This is a genomic window from Aeromonas sp. R1-2 (genome assembly GCF_040908505.1).
In the GTDB taxonomy this organism is placed as follows: Bacteria; Pseudomonadota; Gammaproteobacteria; order Enterobacterales; family Aeromonadaceae; genus Aeromonas; species Aeromonas veronii.
On record NZ_JBFODU010000061.1, the window covers coordinates 1 to 17,946 of the forward strand.

Genomic DNA, 17,946 nt, shown 5'->3' on the forward strand with positions numbered 1-17,946 from the left:
GCGGGAAATGGTGCGTGAAGCGGTGGATATTTACAACGCGGAGCGGCCGCATCATGCGTTGAAATACAGAACCCCCGATGCGGTACATAGGGGGTGCTGAGTAGAGAAATGCTAGTTGAAAATGTGTAAACCTATTTCAGGACTAGACATATGCATCCAGTATGCCATTCAATCTTGGTTGGCATAGAACCTCGCAGAACAGCTTTGGACATATTCTCATAACTGCTCTTAGTGGAAAGTCACCGACTTTGCTGCCCCTGAGGCATGAGTTATGGCTAGCCGGGGCTGCCGAGTACATCTTGGTCTGCTTGATGTAAATCGGGCCTTTCCTGGATCTTTTCTGTAGATGTTGGGCTCTCTTCCTGAAGATGATATATGTCCATTTAGGATTTCAATGAGACCTAATTGTGCCGGGCTGCTGGACTACGGTGAGCTTGAGTCAGGGCGCCAGGCTACCAGAACGACGGTTTGCCGCGGGTATTGACCTTTAGCACCTGATAGTAGAGATAGGTCATGACAATCCAACCCTCCGAGCCTCTGTAAATATGGCGGGCAATAAAGATCGAATCGCTGTTCATCACTGAATCGTGCCAAGATTACCCAGCAGAGCCAATAATGCATCTGTACCTACCGCAGCCTGCCCGGATTGAATGCCATAGTTTATTAGGTAGGCTCTCGCTTTGTTATAGGTGGCTACATCTGCAGCAGGGGCAACAATAGCCTCGCCAGCCTTTACCTTTTCAATTGCAGCAAAGGCTTGCTGCTCTGTATATCCATACTTGGTTTGTAACTCATAACCGTACTGATCCGGCGCTGAGGCCAAGATCCGCTTGTCTTGTTCAGACAGGGGGTTCCCCTGTTGCAGCTGATATAGCAAGCCATCGGTGACGTTATCTTTGTTGGTCAACGACACTATTTGTTTGGCAGCTTCAAGCGGATTTTTACCCTTATCAAAATCATCCAGCGCTTTGCTTAAGGCACTGTATTCTGACGGGACCAGTAGATTATTCTCCACCACCGTCTTGCCGGTCTGGGCTCCGGCCAACAAAAAGGTGGGTGTCCCAGATTCCACGAGTTGCCGAGCTCCTTGCCCTTGGCGGCATTCATGTTGGCAAACACGCTGATACCGATACCTTCTTCGCGAATGCCCGATTACGCTGCGCTAATCGAGCCTACGGCCCTGAATCTTCTTCTCGGACTCTTTTCCTATATGGCAAATAATAGGATAACCATAAAACAACTCTTAATAGGAAGCCTATTCCAGCCATATTCAATGATATATAAATGTGTTCCTCTTCAAAAAACAATCCTTCTTTGGTTCTAGACTGCCATAGAAAGAAAAGACTAAACATAAACATAAACGCAGGAATAGTAGTGCATGAGTATACGAGCAGCATCACTAACTTCAACTTAGATAGTTGAATCATTATTTTTCTCCCGGCGCATTACTTTTAGGTGGATTAAGAAAACCTGATATTAAAGAATCAAAAACATTACCACTCACAGATGGAATCGAACTTTGAGGAACAGGCTTTGATATTGTCCATGCTCCACTTGACACTCATTCATATTGCTTGGACACAGGATTGAAAATTTTATCAAAAGGTATTTTTAAAAGATTACCTGTTTTATACCCTAACCCAGAGCTAGTAGTACTCAGCAGCGCCGACATAACTAGGTCATCACCACTTATTTCAGCTTGGTAATAACCGCCAGCAGCATTCCAAGATACTGTTGGATTGTAACCTTTACCTGCTGTGATTCCGCCGACGATTACTGATCCAAGTACATCAGATAGTTTTACCTCACCGGTAACACCATATTGAATACCGGCATTCGCCGCCCCTGCGACACCCACCGCAATAAGCTGTTCTTTAGTGTTTTTAACTCCATTGGTAATAATCGCCTTCCCTCCCATTAGTGCGACGGGCCAAGAGGTGGGGGTCAATACCACATCCATAACTCGATCACCTGTCGTAATATTATCCTTCAGGAATTTCAGGTCCGTTCCGTTTAGATATTTCACTATTGCAGCTGCATCCGGATCTTTCAATTTCTCACTCAGTCTGATTTGTTGGGGATCTGCATCCATCGCAATATTGGTATTGGCCTGAATAAGTTCTTCCCAAGAGACACAGGTCACACCAGCTCCAGTACAGGAGTTAGCCAGCTTTTTACTGTTTTCGTTGCTTTTATCAATGTATTTTTCAATAACTTTACTGCAGTCACCTCCGGACTTTTTGCAGTCAGATAACTCTTTATCAAATTGCCGGGACTCAGTTTCGCTTAACCAGTTATTCTCCACCACCGTCTTGCCGGTCTGGGCGCCGGCCAAGGCGCTGGCGGTGCTGTCTCCGGTCAGCCCACCGGCTAATCCGGCAGCCAGGGTCGCTAGGCTCGAGACGGTCTCCTTCTCCCCTTCGGTCAGCTGGCTGGCGTTCTTCTGGTAAAGCTCGGTCGCCATCATGCCAACCAACTCGCCGGTGGCAGCACCGGTTGCTCCAACCATAGCGCTCTTGTTCTGGGCGGCGGCCTACGCTCCTTGTACCAGCGCGTGAGCCATCACCCGGAACGGGCCATCATCGGTTTGCTGTTTGACCATCTGGGCAAGATAGGGGCTGGCCACGCCTGCGGCTGCCTCGGCGAGACCGCCACCGGCCAGTCCTTGCAGAGCCGCCGTGGCGGCTTGCATACCGCGCTGGAAATCACTGCCCACCCCCCCATTTTTCCTGCAGCGCCTTGTACTCTTTGCTGTTGGCGTACTCGGGGTCATCCTTGGCCTTCTGATTGGCTTTATCCAGATGATGGCTGACCACCATCTGGGTCGCCTGCTGCCCCACCTCGCCGATAAGCTGAGCCTCTTGCATCCGCTCGAGCTCTTTTTGCTTGTCGAAGATAGGAGAGAGACCGTTGGCCGCCTGGGTCGGGTCCCGGTGCAGGGTCACCAGATCCTGCTGCTGAGCCTTGCCGTCGCGGATATCTATGGTCCCGCCACTGATCGAGGCAAAGGTGGTGGAGCTGGCACTGCCGCTGCGGTTGCTGCCATTGAGCAGGGTTTGCGCGCTGGGGGAGGCCGCCTTTTTACCCCCTTGACCACTGCCGCTGAGACCTATGCTCTGGCTCTCGACCTTGTAGTCGGCCCGGTTGTGCAAATTGCTCCAACCCAGGGTGTTGGTGGAGAGGCGGTTGTTGGTTGGGTTGTCGCTGCCAGCCAGCACGGCGCCGTTGAGCTGGGTGTGTTCACCCACCCGGATATCGAAGCCCTGTTTACCGGCAAACAAAAAGGTGGGTGTCCCAGATTTGGATTTCGTTATCGCCAGATTACTCGTCGTTGATCGAGTCGATGTCCAAAACAGCCAACCGAATCCCATCAGTTGGAAATAAAGGTTGCAATATCACTTCATTATTGAAAATAAACAACTTCGGCGATAAAGCTGTAACATCATAGATGTTTTCAGCGATCAACTTTAGTTTTGTTCTAAAAATAGGAATGCTAGAGTCATCCGCAAAAACAAACATATCATCATTCCTTATAACATTTGAAATTAATAATTCATTGACACTTTCGTAGTCCTTATATTCTATTTTTGACCAATCCATATATCCATTTGAAAGCGGGTACCTGTTCAGAATGTTCATGACATCTTCACAGGCCACGCCCTCAATAACATAAAAATCTGCACTGAGTGCATTTTTACACTCTTCAAATAAACTCATTTTCCCCTACCTATTTAACCGTTTCAATATGGTTTCGAAATGTTTTTAATTTCCCTCAAAAGGAATAACCTGTTTTATGGCCTTGCCAGGCCCTTTACCTTGAGAGTAATCCCATATGTTAATATGAGTACCTTTGTCAGGATCATAATCAACACGCCAGCCTATTTTACCATCACTTGATTGACGACCTATTACTTTTCCATTTCCAGCGCTTACCTCTAACCGACCAATCACGGGTTTAGCTCCTACAATTAGGACCCCCACCTTTTGTAGCAAGCCACTATCGAACTGCTTGCAGGCATTATAAGGGTGTATGCATTCGAACTGATGCATGTAAAACTCGGCTGGCAGGAGAAATTTTCAGGTTTATAAAGCAACGGCCCCTGCACAACCATTTACTGGGCTATGTGCAATACCCGGAGCTATCAGCAGGGTAAACGCAAAGCAATCAAATCTGTGGTTGATGGCATCGCCGCTGGCCACAGTGGCGGGCAAACTGCTGGCATTGATCTCTGCCTCCCACCACTCTGATCCCTTGTCGCCTGAATAGCGCCACCTGTTTCAACCAGAGAACACCATCAAGGCCCAACCGCTCCAGAATGGGTCCAAGTTGAGCCGGAATATTACCCCGCTTGTCGGGCCGAATAACACGGCCTGTCCGATCAACCAGCATCAGGTAGTCGGTGAAGGAATAGGGCAGTTCTTCAGGCTTCCCCTGGCTGGCAAACGGCAGTAACAGTGGTGGCAAAACCTCAGGAGCAGCAGGCTCGTCAAGGCGCTGTTTGATACTGGTGTAGTCACTCTGCTCTGGCCGATCTGCCAATGCGGCGCGTATCGGATTGAGGTCAACATACGCCATACAGGCCAACAAAGCGGATTCGGTGAGCAAAGCCTGGCTCTTGAAGCGTCCCTCCCAGAAATGGCCCTTGCAACCATCTTCCTGATTGGCCTGACGGGCCAGATTTTCATTGAGTAGCCGAATAAACCAGCTGATGGAGTGAAGCCGCTCTCGCCATTGGGTAAGCAATTGCTGCACAACAGCCAGTTCAGGCTCGCTCAACATCTCCCCCAGATACCACCGCCTGACCAAATTCGGCCACTGGAAAAGCGCCGACCAGCGCTCAGCCACCTCCCGCTCACTCCAGTTGGCCGCAGTATCTGGCTCAACCTTAAGCACCAGATGATAGTGATTGCTCATCACCGCGTAAGCACAAATGCCGATAGCAAACAGCCGCGACAGTTGCCCCAACTTGTCGACCACCCATTGGCGTCGATGCTCGTAACTCTGGCCGGAGTGGGAATCCTCTCCGCACAGAAAAGCTCGCCGCACACAGCGACTGACCACGTGGTAGTAAGGCGTATCCTGCAAGCTGATTTGACGTGAACGTGCAATGGTCATGGCACATCCCTCGACTGTGACTTCTCAAGTCAACAACAGCACTACGCCTCTGTCAAAAAGGTGGGTGTCCCAGATTTCTCAATATCGGCCTTGACCTTGTCACCACTGACCGGCGCCCCCAGCAGGGTGGCATCCCGCCCTGATGTGAGGGTCAGAGTATCGCCCGCGGTGAGGGTGGTTTCGGTATAGCGACCCGAGTTGCCCAGCTCCTTGCCCTTGGCAGCGTTGAGGTTGGCAAACACGCTGAGCCCGATACCTTCTTCGCTAACGCCCGATTACGCGTCGCTAATCGCTCGAGCTTACGGCCCTGCGGGTTTCACTGACCATGGTAACTCATTTGGAGCTCGCTCATTGGTAGTCAAGTTAAGTTGTCAGTACCCTCAGCGATAGTAGAAAAACCATAAAGGTACTCCTGCTAGCATTCCAACAAAACCAACCTTAAAATAAGTAAATAATTTACCAACAAAAAAATATAATATTTCATGTCCTCCTCCAACCCAATACCCAAGAAGGTTGAACAATACAGCCATTATAAAAAACGCAATAAACATACTCAAACACAGGTAAAGCAAAGAAATTATAGACCTAAATTTGATATTCATCATTTCTTTCCATTTTTATTTTTCAAAGCTTCACTCGACCCTTCAGTAAATAGACTGGAAGCTACAGAGTCTCCGACGTTACCCATTATCGATGGTAATGGGTGTTGCGGGACGGGTTTTGTTATGGTCCATACACCGGTCGGGGCCCACTCATACTGCTTTGATATTGGATTCAGTTTTTTGTCAAATGGTATTTTTAAAACGTTACCAGATGCATAGCCAACCGATGCGCCTGCTTTACTCAGCAGGGCTGCCATAAATGGATCATCCCCATTGATTTCTGCTTGATAATAACCGCCCGCAGCATTCCATGCCATTGTGGGGTTATATCCCTTTCCGGCTGTGATTGCCCCTACTAAACCAGCACCGAGCAGATCTGAGAGGCTCACTTTTCCGGTAGTACTATACTGGACACCTGCGCCTATACTTGCCCCCATACCCACTGCAATAAGCAGTTCCTTAGAATTATTAGCAGCATTGGTAATAATCGCTTTCCCTCCCATTAGTGCGACCGGCCAAGAGGTAGGGGTCAATACCACATCCATAACTCGATCACCTGTCGTAATATTATCCTTCAGGAATTTCAGGTCCGTCCCGTTTAGATATTTCACTATTGCTGCTGCATCCGGGTCTTTCAATTTCTTACTCAGTCTGATTTGTTGGGGATCTGCATCCATCGCAACATTGGTATTGGCCTGAATAAGCTCTTCCCAAGAGATACAGGTCACACCACCTCCAGTACAGGAGTTAGCCAGCTTTTTACTGTTTTCGTTGCTTTTATCAATGTATTTTTCAATAACTTTACTGCAGTCACCTCCGGACTTTTTGCAGTCAGATAACTCTTTATCAAATTGCCGGGACTCAGTTTCGCTTAACCAGTTATTCTCCACCACTGTCTTGCCGGTCTGGGCTCCTGCTAGTGCGCTGGCGGTGCTGTCGCCGGTGAGGCCACCCGCCAAGCCTGCTGCCAGGGTGGCAAGGGTGGAAACGGTCTCCTTCTCCGATTCAGATAGCTGGCTGGCGTTCTTCTGGTAAAGCTCGGTCGCCATCATGCCAACCAACTCGCCCGTGGCAGCACCGGTTGCACCGACCATGGCATTTTTGTTCTGAGCGGCAGCCAGAGCCCCCTGTACCAGCGCGTGGGCCATCACACGGGACGGGCCATCATCGGTTTGTTGCTTGACCATCTGCGCCAGGTAGGGGCTGGCTGCACCAGCTGCTGCCTCGGTAATGCCACCTCCCGCCAGTCCTTGCAGGGCCGCTGTCGCCGCTTGCATGCCGCGCTGGAAGTCGCTGCCCACCCCCCATTTTTCCTGCAGCGCCTTGTACGCTGGGCTGTTGGCGTATTCCTTGTCTTCGCGGGCCTGCTTCTCTGCCTTGCCCATCTTCTCGCTCACCACCAGCTGGGTCGCCTGTTGGCCCACCTCCCCAATCAGTTGCACCTCCTGCAGCTTCTCCAGCTCCCTCTTCTTGTCAAAGATGGGGGAGAGGCCATTGGCCGCCTGGCTCGGGTCACGCAACAGGGTGGTGACATCCTGTTGCTGCTGGTCGGGGCTGCGCAGTTCGATGTTGCCATTGCTGATGGCGGCAAAGGTGGTGGAGCTGGCACTGCCGCTGCGGTTGCTGCCATTGAGCAGGGTTTGCGCGCTGGGGGAGGCCGCCTTTTTACCCCCTTGACCACTGCCGCTGATACCGATGCTCTGGCTCTCGACCTTATAGTCGGCCCTGTTGTGCAAATCGCTCCAGCCCAAGGTGTTGGTGGAGAGGCGGTTGTTGGTTGGGTTGTCGCTGCCGGCCAGCACGGCGCCGTTGAGCTGGGTGTGCTCCCCCACCCGGATATCAAAGCCCTGTTTACCGGCAAAGAGCCCGGTCTGCTCCACCACACTCTGGTAGTCGCTGTTTATCTTCTGGCGATTGGCGTTGATATACCCGGAGCCGGTCATGGTGCCAAAGGTAAAGCTGCCCCCGGCCGCGATGCTGCTCTGCTTGCTCTGGTAGTGGTCGCTGTCTTGCTGGCTGGTCAGGGTCAGGTTGCGGCCGATATCGGCCTTGACCTTGTCACCACTGACCTGCGCCCCCAGCAGGGTGGCGTCCCTCCCTGATTTAAGGGTCAGGGTATCGCCCGCGGTGAGGGTGGTTTCGGTATAGCGGCCCGAGTTGCCCAGCTCCTTGCCCTTGGCGGCATTCATGTTGGCAAACACGCTGATACCGGCGCCGCCGTCGCTGAACCCGAAGCTGATACCTGCGTTCCAGCCGCTGCTGCTGTTACTGCCGCTACTCTGGCTGTCATTGATGGCCGATTGCAGCACCAGGTCGCGGGCGGCGGCCAGGGTGACGTTTTTGCCCTTGATGCCGCTGCCGGTCATCACCAGGTCGCCCGAGCTGTTGTGACTATCCCCCAGCGCCCGCACGGTGACATCGCCACCGGCGTTGAGTTCGGAGGGGAGGGCATTGCGTTCACTGCTCTGGTTATTGGACTGGCTGCGCTTGTTGCCGACCGAGATGGCAATCCCGACAAATTTCGGGTCCGGGGTGTTGGCCGGGCCCGTGCCCTGATACTCCTGATATGCCTGATAACCACTCATGGCGGCTTTGGTGCCCTGCAGGGCTTTGAGACGGCTGTTATCACTCTCTTTGGCGCTCTTGGCCGCGTCATACGCGCTTTGCGCGGCGGTGACGGCGCCACCGGTCAGCGCAATGGTCAAGCCACTGCTCTGGCTGCGGGTCTCTTCGTTGCGGGTGGCCTGCTGTTCGTCGGCACGGATAGTCACATCCTTGCCGGTCAGTGACATATCCAGCCCGGCAATCAGGTCGCTGCCTGCCACTGTCAGTTGGTTACCCGCCTCCAGGGTGACATTACCCCGGGTACTGCCGATGGTGGAGCCCGCCTTGCTTTGCGTGACATCCTGCTGGTCGGTGCTTTGTGACTGCTTGCCAATGGTAAAGCCAATCCCGCCACTGCCCATCAGGCCGCTTTTGCTAGTCTGATTGAAGTGACTCTCACTGCGGGTTTCAGTGAAGGTCCCGATATCCAGGTTATTTTTTGCCAGGATGTCGGTTTGCACATCAGAGAGCACATTGCTGCCCGCCACGGTGACATTGTGCCCCTGCAGGGCAACCTGCTGGCCTTCAAAGGTGGTGGCCAGTGCTTGCTGTTCAGTGAGGTTGTGCCGGGTGGTCGTGGTGCGGGAGCTAAACAGCCCGCGTGAGGTGGTTTTATGGGCCTCACTCAGGTTGCGGCTGGACTCGCCTGCTTGCAGGGTCAGGTCACCTTGCGCACTGGCGGCCAGCGTGCCTTGTTCACTGCTTACCGCCGCGGCGCGGGCGGTCAGGTCGCGCCCTGCCTGCAACCGCACATCGCCGGTCCCGCTTACCTTGCTACCCACCTCGGTGCGATAGCCGCTGCGCAGGTAGTTCTCGCTATTGCGGATGTTGTTTTCCTGCTCGGCGATAGTCACCGTGCCGAGGGTCAGGTCACGCCCCGCCACCAGGGCGGTTTGCCCCTGCTTGCCGCTGTTGCTCACCTCGGCCGCCAACAGGGTCAGGTCACGCCCGGCACTGGCCAGCAAGGTGCCTTTATCACCCGTCACATAGAGGCCCGCTACCCGGTCCATATTGGTGCGACTGAAATCGCTCAGCCCCGCGGTTTTGGCATCGCTTTGGGTGGTGCTGGTGAGGGTGAGGTCACGTCCGGCCTTGACCGAGAGGGCGCTCTGCGCGCCAATCACGCCACCGATATTATCGATGTCGTGGCGCGCCGTGAGCGCCACTTTGTCACCCTGGATGTTGCCGAGGTTGCGCACATTCTCGCTGGTCAACTGCACGGCCGTGCGACCTGCGATGGTGCCCGAGTTAACCAGGTCACCCTTGATATTCAAATCAACCCGATTGGCGGCCAACAGGGTACCGCTGCCATCCAGATCGCCCGGTTTGACCCGGACATAAAGTTGCGGTACCAGCGCACGGGTCACAGTGCCATCGGCCAGGGTGACATCGCGCTCGACCAGCCAGACGATATCGCTGGTCAGCTGTGCCATCTGTTCCGGGCTCAAGGCAACACCCGGGCGTAACTGCCAGGCGCGACCCACTGTCACCCCGGCATCCAGCAGGGCGCGATATTGCGTTTCGTCATCGTGGTAACCCGTCAGAAAGCGGCGACCGGTCAGCTGGGACAGCTGGTCACGCACCAGCATCTGCTCATAAAAGCCATCCCCCAGTCGCTTCTGGGTGGTGGCGGGGTCGACCGAGAGTTGCTTGAGCATGTAGTCAGAGCCCAGCCAATTGCGATAATCGGTAAAGCGCGGGTCACTCTCGACCAGATAGCCGCTGGCTGCCGGGCCTGGCTGGAACAGACTGTTATCGGGTACGGTAGTATCAGCCAACAGGGTGCGGATCACTGCCGGTGCTTGCGGGACGAGGTTATCAACCTTGTCTGATACCGTGACCGAGGGCTCATCGATTGTTGCGCCATGCACATTACCCGGGGAGGCAACCTGTTGCCCTGATACACTTGAGGGGCCATTGCTACCACCGGACGTCGCTGTTACTTCGACAATCTGACGCCCGTGCGGTGTTGTGTTAGCTGGTTGGTTGCGGCCACCGATAGTATCACCGACACCTGTGCCCGCAAGCCCTGTCACACGGTAACCACTGCTGCCGTCGGATGAATAGGAGGCTGTTTGGGCGACGTTTAATGCAATCTGTCGTGTGATGTCAGCGGGGGTGTAGGCGCCAAGGTTATCGTTGTAACGAAAAGTCCCTTTCTTGTGTCCCCTTCGTTTCCGCTTGGTGTAAGAAAACTCACTGCTTCCTTCCTCATGAATGCGGTGTATCCCGGCAGCCTGCTGATTGTGCAGATTTTGCAAATCCCCCAGTAAGGCGCCGCCCGCCAACATGTGGCTGTTGTCATTGGTCAGGTTATCTCCGCTCAGGGTGATATTGCCTCCGGCGCGGATGCGCGCCGGGTCACTTGCTTTCACCTGAGTCTCAAATTCAGAGCGAGTGACGTAAAACTTGGTATATCTCGCCAGTTTCTGGCCTGTGGCGATAACATGGTAGTTACCTCCATCACCACCATCCCAGCGAAGCTCACTCTCATCGTATTTGTTGGCCTCTCCCTCTGGCTGGATATAAATTTTGGCGGTGGGACCGGCTACTTGCACCTCCTCGGTGCGCAAATGGAGGTTACGGTTCAACAGTTGCCCGGTAGCCAGCGACAGATGGCCAAGCGACTCTATGGTGGCGCTGTCATTTTGTACCAACCCTGCGTGCCCGGTGGCTCGGTCATTGGCATCCAGGGCGCCACCGATAGCCATGTCACCCGCGCTAAATATCAGCCCATGCTCGCGGTTGGTCAGGGTCGTTGCCCCGATATCGAGCCGTTCGCGGGCTGCGATGACTGCCGCTCGCCCCCCTTCCTCGCGGTTTTGCAGGGTGTTGGCCTGAATGGCCAACTGGTTGCCGTAGATGCGCCCGCTGCCCACGTTATCCAGGGTGCCAGCCTTGATGCGGGTCTGCGTGCCATCGATAAGTCCGCGGTTGGTCAAGGTGTTGCTTGCCACTACATGCGTCGTGGTCCCTCGCAGTTGCCCGCTGGCCTGGTTATCGATATCCGCCGCCTGCACAGACAGCGAGTTGGCCTGCAGGGTGCCCCGGTTGGTCAAACGACCGGCGGTGGTTATCTCAGCTTTCCCATTGGCTGAAACGTCTTGCTCATTAATAAAATCTTGCTGCATGGTCAAGGTCAGGCCGCCCTTCGAAAGCACCCGGCCATCGCCACTGAGGCTATTGGCAACCAGATTGAAGGCCCCGCCAGAAAGCAGGGTGCCTGCGCGGTTGGCTACATTGCCAAGCGTCCCGGTCAAGGTATTCGCGGAGGTGATGTGCCCCTGGCTGTTATCCAGTGCGCCACCGCCTTGGATGGCGATGTGCTGGTCCGCCACTATTTCGCCGTTGTGGTTGTCGATATGGCGTGCGGTCAGCGTGACGCGATCCCCTTGCAGTCCCAGGGGGGAGGCATGGCTGCCCTGAGTGTCACTGTTTTGCACGGTATCTGCGTTCAGTTGCAATCCATGTCCGGCCGCCAGCAGGCCGTGCTGATTATTGGTTGTTCCTGCCAGCGCCATCTGCAGGTCCTGGCCCGCCTGTACCTGGCCATCCCGGTTATCCAGCTCCGCACCCTTGATATCGATGTGCGCCAGCCCGGTTAGCTTGCCGCTCTGATTATCCAGAGCGCAGCTTTGCACCACCACTTGTCCGTTGCCATGGATGACCCCCGCCAGGTTCAGTAGGTCGCCACTGCGTAAAGTCAGGCTGTTGCCACTGACAATGCCTCCCGCAGCACCCGAATAGCTGTTAGTCAATGCTTGACCGTGGGTATCAATATTCAGTGGCCCGGTTGATTGCAGCAGCCCGCTGTCGTTATTCAGCGCACCGCTCTTGATATCGAGTTCCCCACGCTGGCTTGCCAGAGTGCCGTGCTGGTTATCCAGTGCCAATTGCCGGGTATCTACCCGAACCTCTCTCCCGATGATGCTGCCGCCGCTATTGCCCAAACCGGCGCTGCCAACCGTGAGCAGGCCTTGCGCCTGCAATGACCCACCGCCATTGTCACTGTATCCCTGCGCATTGAGCTGCAGACTACCTTTGGCGCTGGCGATAACACCCCTGACGCGGTTATCCAGACTGCCGGCGTTGATAGTGACATCCCCCTCGCCAATCACGTTGCCTTCACGATTATCCAGACCCGCGCCAATGCCCACCACCATGGTGCTCGCGCTCTCGATTGCGCCATGGCGATTATCCATTGCCCCCGTGTTCAGGTGCAGTGGTCCTGTGCTGACAATCGAGCCCTTGGCGCTGTTATCGGCATGACCATCCACCGTTAACGCCAAGCCTTGGTGGCCTGCTGTGTGTATCTTGCCGCCCTGATTGTCCAGCGCTTGTGCTCGCACGGTGGCGCTCCCTGCTAACACCAGGGAGCCATCCGTATTGGTCAGTTTGCGTGTCACATTGAGCTGGTTCTCTCCGGTACCCGCAGACAGGACTGTGCCCAACTGGTTGAGCAATTCCCCGGTCGACAGCTGTAGCGTGCCATTGGTGGCCAAGCGCCCGGCGTGGTTATTAAGGGTATCGTGCGCCCGGATATTCATCTGCTCACTGCCAGTGGCCATCACGCTACCGCCTGCCGTGAGCAGCTGGTCGGTCTCTATCTCCACTTGTCGAGCTTGTGTTGTGCTCTCTTTCAAATCGGTATGGTGTCCCTTCACACTCAGAGCACCATTACTGACAATCTTGCCTTTGGGGCCGTTCAGGATATCGGTTTTGAGGGTGAGGGCGCCGTCGCCTGCATGTTCAATGGCCCCGTCGCTGTTATCGAGCGTTTTGGCCGTTACCTGCATGTCACCCTTGGCCGCCAGCAGGCCATGCTGGCTGTTATTCAGGGTGCCGCCCACGGTGAGCTGAAGCGCCCCGTCTTTGGTCGCAGCTATTTCACCGCCCTGGTTGGCAAGTCCACTGGACGTGATGGTCAGCGGACCGGCCGCCAACAGCTTGCCTGCCTGATTATCGAGGGTGTTGCGGACAGTAAGTTGCAGCTCGCCGTTGTGGGCAACCACTGTACCACCGGCGTTATCAAGCGAGCCGGTATCAAGGGCGATACGCTGCGCCGAGGTGGTGCCTTGCGCCAGATTGACCGACTCACCCTTGATGCTCAGAGCACCGTTACTGACGATCTTGCCTTTGGGGCCATTCAGGGTATCGGTTTTGAGGGTGAGGGCGCCGTCGCCCGCATGTTCGATGGCCCCTTCGCTGTTATCTAGGGTGGCGGCGGTGACACTTATGCCCTCTTTGGCAGCCACCAGCCCCTGCAGGCTGTTGTCGAGGGTGGTGGTGACAGCCAGTGTCATGGCGTCCTCGCCAGATACCAGCTGACCGCCCTGATTATCGAGGGCATTGGCGGTGACGTTCACCGGTCCGTTGGCCAGCAACTTGCCACCCTTGTTGGTCACCGCGCTACGGGCGGTGAGGTGCAAAGTGCCGCTGTTGGCCACCAGAGTGCCCGCACTGTTATCCAGCGTGCCGGTGTCGATGGTTATGTGTTTGGCCGAGGTGTTGCCCTGCGCCAAGGTGAGAGTGTCACCGGTTAGCAGCAGATTGCCGTTGCTGGCAATCTTGCCCTGGGTACCCTGCAACGTGGTGGTATTGAGCGTCAGCGCGCTATTGCCCGCATGCTCAATCGCTCCGTGGCGGTTATCGAGCTTGTCCGCCTCAATCTTCAGGTCGCCCTGACTGGCTATCTGGCCACCGTCACTATTATCAAGCCCATGGCTTACCGCCAGGGTGCTAAGGGCGTTGCCACTGGCGCGTATGGTTCCCCCCTTGTTGTCCATGCTCTCGGCCTGCAGGTCAATGCTACGGGCCTCCAGGGACGCCTTGCGGTGGTCGGTCTTGCCCAGACGCAAGGTGGCAACGCCCGGGGTCGATATATGGCCACCCGAACCTTGAAGCTCGCCAGCGCGGAGGATGAGGCCTGCGTCACCGGTGTGTTGTAAGGTGCCATCGGCATTGACCAGCATCCCGACATCCAGCGTCAACGCCTCGGCATTGCTTGCCAACGTGCCATGACTGTTATCCAGCGAGTTGGTCACAGCAAGCTGTGTCTGCTGGTGACCGGCATGTTGCAGCAAGCCCGACCGGTTGTTCAGCGTGTCAGTCGACAGCGTCAGGACACCAGCCGCATGCAGCTTTCCCCCCTCATTATTTAACTGACCCAGCGCCAGGTGGGTAGCATCGTTCACCCGCAGCGCACCTTGACGGTTATCCAGATCGCCGCCAGTCACGGTCAACTGCGCGACCTCCAGTACCCCCTCTCGGTTATCGACCGACCTGGTGTCCAGGGTCATCTCGCCGCCTGCGAGCAGGCGGCCGCCATCGTTGTTGAGCGTATCTGTGATATGGAGCTCACCCTTCGCGAGCGTCGCTGCTGCGGGTTGATGGTCTGGTGTCCCGCCTTGTGCGCTATTGTCACCGTGGCTGGGCTGGGGCGGGAAGGTACCAGCACCGTCACTTCCTTGATCTAACGGACCACCCTGCTCCGACTGGGGAGTGGGGGATGTCATGGTGCTACCGAGTTTTCCTTCACGGTTACGGGTGTGGGCCGTTTGCAACGTCAATCCTTGCTGCCCCGTCTGCTCAATCATCCCCTCCCGGTTGGTGAGCGACTGCGCATGCACCGCTACCCGACGCGCATTTATCTTTCCCTTGCTGTTATCCACATCTTGCGGGGTGGTGACGAACAACTCACGCTGCGCGCTGAGTGTGCCGCTATTGGCGATGCCACCTTGAGCCTCGAGTCGAACATCGGTCATGGCTTGCAGGGGGCCACTGTTTTCCAACCGACCGTCGGCCGTGACCACCAACTCTCCCACTTGTGCGCCGAGGGTACCCGCATTACGCACACCGACACCGTGCTCGGTACCCACCATGACAATCTTTTGTGAGTACATGCCGCCCAATGCCCCCACATCCAGGGCAAAGGCTGGTTTTTCCCCCTTGGCCTCTTGTTGAGTCACGGTAGTCTGGTCTGCACTCACCTCGTTAACGCCGGTGGTCACGTGCAATTGTTTGGCCCAAATCCCCGCATTTACCTTGACCGAGCGCGCAATCACATCGGTGTAATCTGTACTGCTGGCATCCAGCCCTTTGCCTTGTACCTCGATAGCCCCGCCCTTGACCCGGTAGCCCTCTAATGCACCATCACGCATGACTGGCGTACCGGTTGTCAGCGTTGCGCGTTGGGTGTTGATAAATCCGCAACCCTCACAGGTAATACCCGCCGGATTGGCAATCACCACTTGGGCGCGATCACCAGCGACTTCCAGGTACCCCTGCAAACGGCTGGGATCACTGGCATTGACTTCATTGAGGATGATGCGAGCCGTACCTTTGGCCAGCCAAGGGTTGCCCTGTACCCAACCGCCCAGTTGGGTTTGGGTATTGGTACGCGAGTTGTTGAGAATAGCGCCTTGTTGCTCGACATCGAACTGTTGGTAGGTGTTGCGTGATACGCCTGCCGCGCTGGGCGACTGGATATTGACTTGCGGCACCCCGTTGGCCGTCTCCAGTACGGTGGGCTGCTGAGCACCCGGGGCGGTCGGGTCGGCCACAATTTGGGCCCGGGCGGGAAGCGTAATGCTGACCAGCCCCAACGCCAGCGCACTGGCAAAAGCCACGGGGCGCATGCTGGCAACGCAGCGTGCACCGGTTGCTGTGGCCACACGTCCTGTACTGCTACCCCGTCGGCGGGCGATGTCAGGAACCACCTGCAGCAAGCCTAATGAGCGGTTGAAAACAATCCGATAGCAGTGCTTGTTCATGATGCCAATCCCTTAATGTCGTGCAATCTTCAGTAAGACCAATTCACGTTAAACCCGGTGGTCAACGCACTGCTCTGAAATCCTTCCGGTTTATGCAGCGGCCCGCCAACAAAGAGGTCCCAGGCAAACCCGGACATTCCACCCCGCAGACCAATCACGGCCCCAGCGAGGTCTCGTCCATTTAACCAACGGGTTGAATTACCACCGACATGGCCGTAATCCGCCCCCAGATAGACCGATTGGCCAGCACCCAGCGCGAGCCCCAGCTCATTGCGCCATACCCAACCGTGCTCACCCATCAGGGTCAGCTCGCCATCAAAGCCACGCACGCTGTAACGCCCGCCAATGGAAAAGCGATCTTGAGGGACGAGCGGAGTCCGGTCCCACTGGGTGCGGACGTTACCGGTGTAGCGAAGTGATTGGGTTCCTACCGTAAACGGGGTCATCAGTTCCACATCGGCAGTGATGAGCGCCATGCGGGAGGTGCCTTCCCCGAACAGTTCTTCGGGGGCCGCCATGGCGTCAAATGCCCCGGTCCCTCGCCGATAACCCAGATTGCCATCCAGAGTCGAGGCCCCCAGATATTCACGGTGGGTCAGCCCCAGAGTCCATCCCCCGGTGCGACGGCGTTGCACCTCGACCTCAGTGTCATCAATAAAGTTGTCAGAGCGCCGCTTCCAGCCACTGATGTAGGCCCCGCTCTTGCGCACCGCATCGCGATACAACAGGCGCGACAGTTTGACCTCGGCGTTATCGCTGGTGCCTCTGTAGACATAGTGCTGGCGGGCACCCGCCACGGTTTGGCGGTACTCATAGCCGCTCAAGGTAGTACCCAGTGACCAGTAGCTGTAAGGCACGCTGAGGTGAGCGGTATAGCCCTGGGTGCCCTTGCTGTTGCCATTGAACACATCGTGATTGAAATTGACATAAAGCAGGTCGTTCAGCGCCAGCAGGTCATCTAGCGAGAGGGTGAGACTGCCCTGCATTTTTCCGGTAGCCTTGCTGCCTGAGTCATCGAGTGACGCACTCACCCGCACTGGGGGCAAGCGCTGCTTCCAGGCAATGACTAGGTCGCTTTCACCTGGTTGGGCATCGTCCCCTTGCGCCGGTGTGATTTGAATATCGGCCTCCACGGTGGGCAGCCGTTTGAAGTTTTCGAGGGCTTGTTCAATGTCGCGCAGATTAAGCAAATCCCCCCGTCTGGCGGGCACTGCATTGCGGGCGGTGGCCCGTGACGGGGTACCGGGCGCAAACAGGATATGGCGGATACGCCCCGCTACCACCGTCAATGTCAAGGTGCCTTGGGTCAAATCCTGGGGGGCCGCCAGCACCCGTGTGGTGACAAACCCGCGCGCCACCATGGCGTTTTGCAACTGGCTCATGACCATGTTGATGCCGGTGGTGCCAAGGCAGCGCCCTTTGGCTTGCGCGACCTCTGACAACACCCAGGCAAAGGCTGGCGCATCGACGCCGGTCAACAGAATGTCATTGATGACAAAGCAGGGGGATTCATGGGCGGGATAGTGCGGTGTGGTCCCGGTGGATAGCGTAGGCAAGCGAATATCGGGCGCGATCTCTTGCTGCTCACGTAATATTCGCTCTCGCTCATGTTGCCGTAAAATCTCTTGTGCAGCGCGGTTTTCAGCATGGCATTGTAGCGACAATAACAAAAGCGACATGACATAGATGGTCTTGGCGTGACAAACACCAGGTATATTGGCAATAAACATAATTAACTTCTGATTTAAATACGGTGCATACTAAATAACTGTTCCGAATAGTAGATCACTGGAGGAAGGGAACTCAGTCCAGTTTGTGCGATCTGATTAGTCGCCAAACAAAACAAGCCACA

Annotated in this window: 12 protein-coding genes; 1 reads left to right on the plus strand and 11 read right to left on the minus strand. The window is 55.7% G+C overall.

Annotated elements, in window-relative coordinates:
• The coding region (locus tag AB5Y76_RS21585; RefSeq protein WP_143233560.1) for an integrase core domain-containing protein at nt 1-100 on the plus strand (100 nt) is incomplete at its 5' end.
• Between the two features lie 477 nt (nt 101-577).
• On the opposite strand, the gene AB5Y76_RS21590 is transcribed toward AB5Y76_RS21585, so the two are convergent.
• The 11 genes from AB5Y76_RS21590 to AB5Y76_RS21640 form a co-directional block, all read right to left on the minus strand.
• On the minus strand, nt 578-1,072 hold the full coding sequence (locus AB5Y76_RS21590; protein WP_263719293.1) for a hypothetical protein: 495 nt from the start codon (nt 1,070-1,072) through the stop codon (nt 578-580).
• Between the two features lie 489 nt (nt 1,073-1,561).
• Nucleotides 1,562-2,509, minus strand: a complete 948-nt coding sequence (locus AB5Y76_RS21595; protein WP_368177822.1) for a VENN motif pre-toxin domain-containing protein — start codon at nt 2,507-2,509, stop codon at nt 1,562-1,564.
• A 24-nt stretch (nt 2,510-2,533) separates the two neighbouring features.
• Complete coding sequence (locus tag AB5Y76_RS21600) at nt 2,534-2,716, minus strand: hypothetical protein (RefSeq protein WP_263719285.1); 183 nt, start codon at nt 2,714-2,716, stop codon at nt 2,534-2,536.
• Nucleotides 2,706-3,281, minus strand: a complete 576-nt coding sequence (locus AB5Y76_RS21605) for a hypothetical protein (protein WP_263719284.1) — start codon at nt 3,279-3,281, stop codon at nt 2,706-2,708. The genes AB5Y76_RS21600 and AB5Y76_RS21605 overlap by 11 nt, the downstream gene beginning before the upstream one ends.
• 40 nt (nt 3,282-3,321) lie before the next feature.
• Nucleotides 3,322-3,717 carry a hypothetical protein gene (locus AB5Y76_RS21610; RefSeq protein WP_263719283.1) on the minus strand — a complete coding sequence of 132 codons (396 nt, stop codon included), beginning with the start codon at nt 3,715-3,717 and terminating at the stop codon, nt 3,322-3,324.
• Between the two features lie 45 nt (nt 3,718-3,762).
• Complete coding sequence (locus AB5Y76_RS21615) at nt 3,763-4,050, minus strand: hypothetical protein (RefSeq protein ID WP_263719282.1); 288 nt, start codon at nt 4,048-4,050, stop codon at nt 3,763-3,765.
• A gap of 115 nt (nt 4,051-4,165) precedes the next feature.
• Nucleotides 4,166-5,116, minus strand: coding sequence for a transposase (locus AB5Y76_RS21620; protein WP_263719281.1), 951 nt, complete (start codon nt 5,114-5,116; stop codon nt 4,166-4,168).
• A gap of 41 nt (nt 5,117-5,157) precedes the next feature.
• Complete coding sequence (locus AB5Y76_RS21625; RefSeq protein ID WP_318528180.1) at nt 5,158-5,370, minus strand: hemagglutinin repeat-containing protein; 213 nt, start codon at nt 5,368-5,370, stop codon at nt 5,158-5,160.
• A gap of 126 nt (nt 5,371-5,496) precedes the next feature.
• A complete protein-coding gene (locus tag AB5Y76_RS21630; RefSeq protein ID WP_164537456.1) occupies nt 5,497-5,721 on the minus strand; it encodes a hypothetical protein in 225 nt (74 codons plus the stop codon).
• Nucleotides 5,718-16,094, minus strand: coding sequence for a hemagglutinin repeat-containing protein (locus tag AB5Y76_RS21635; RefSeq protein WP_368177823.1), 10,377 nt, complete (start codon nt 16,092-16,094; stop codon nt 5,718-5,720). Before AB5Y76_RS21635 ends, AB5Y76_RS21630 begins: the two co-directional genes overlap by 4 nt.
• 29 nt (nt 16,095-16,123) lie before the next feature.
• Nucleotides 16,124-17,650, minus strand: coding sequence for a ShlB/FhaC/HecB family hemolysin secretion/activation protein (locus AB5Y76_RS21640; RefSeq protein WP_263719271.1), 1,527 nt, complete (start codon nt 17,648-17,650; stop codon nt 16,124-16,126).
• Nucleotides 17,651-17,946 lie beyond the last annotated feature (296 nt).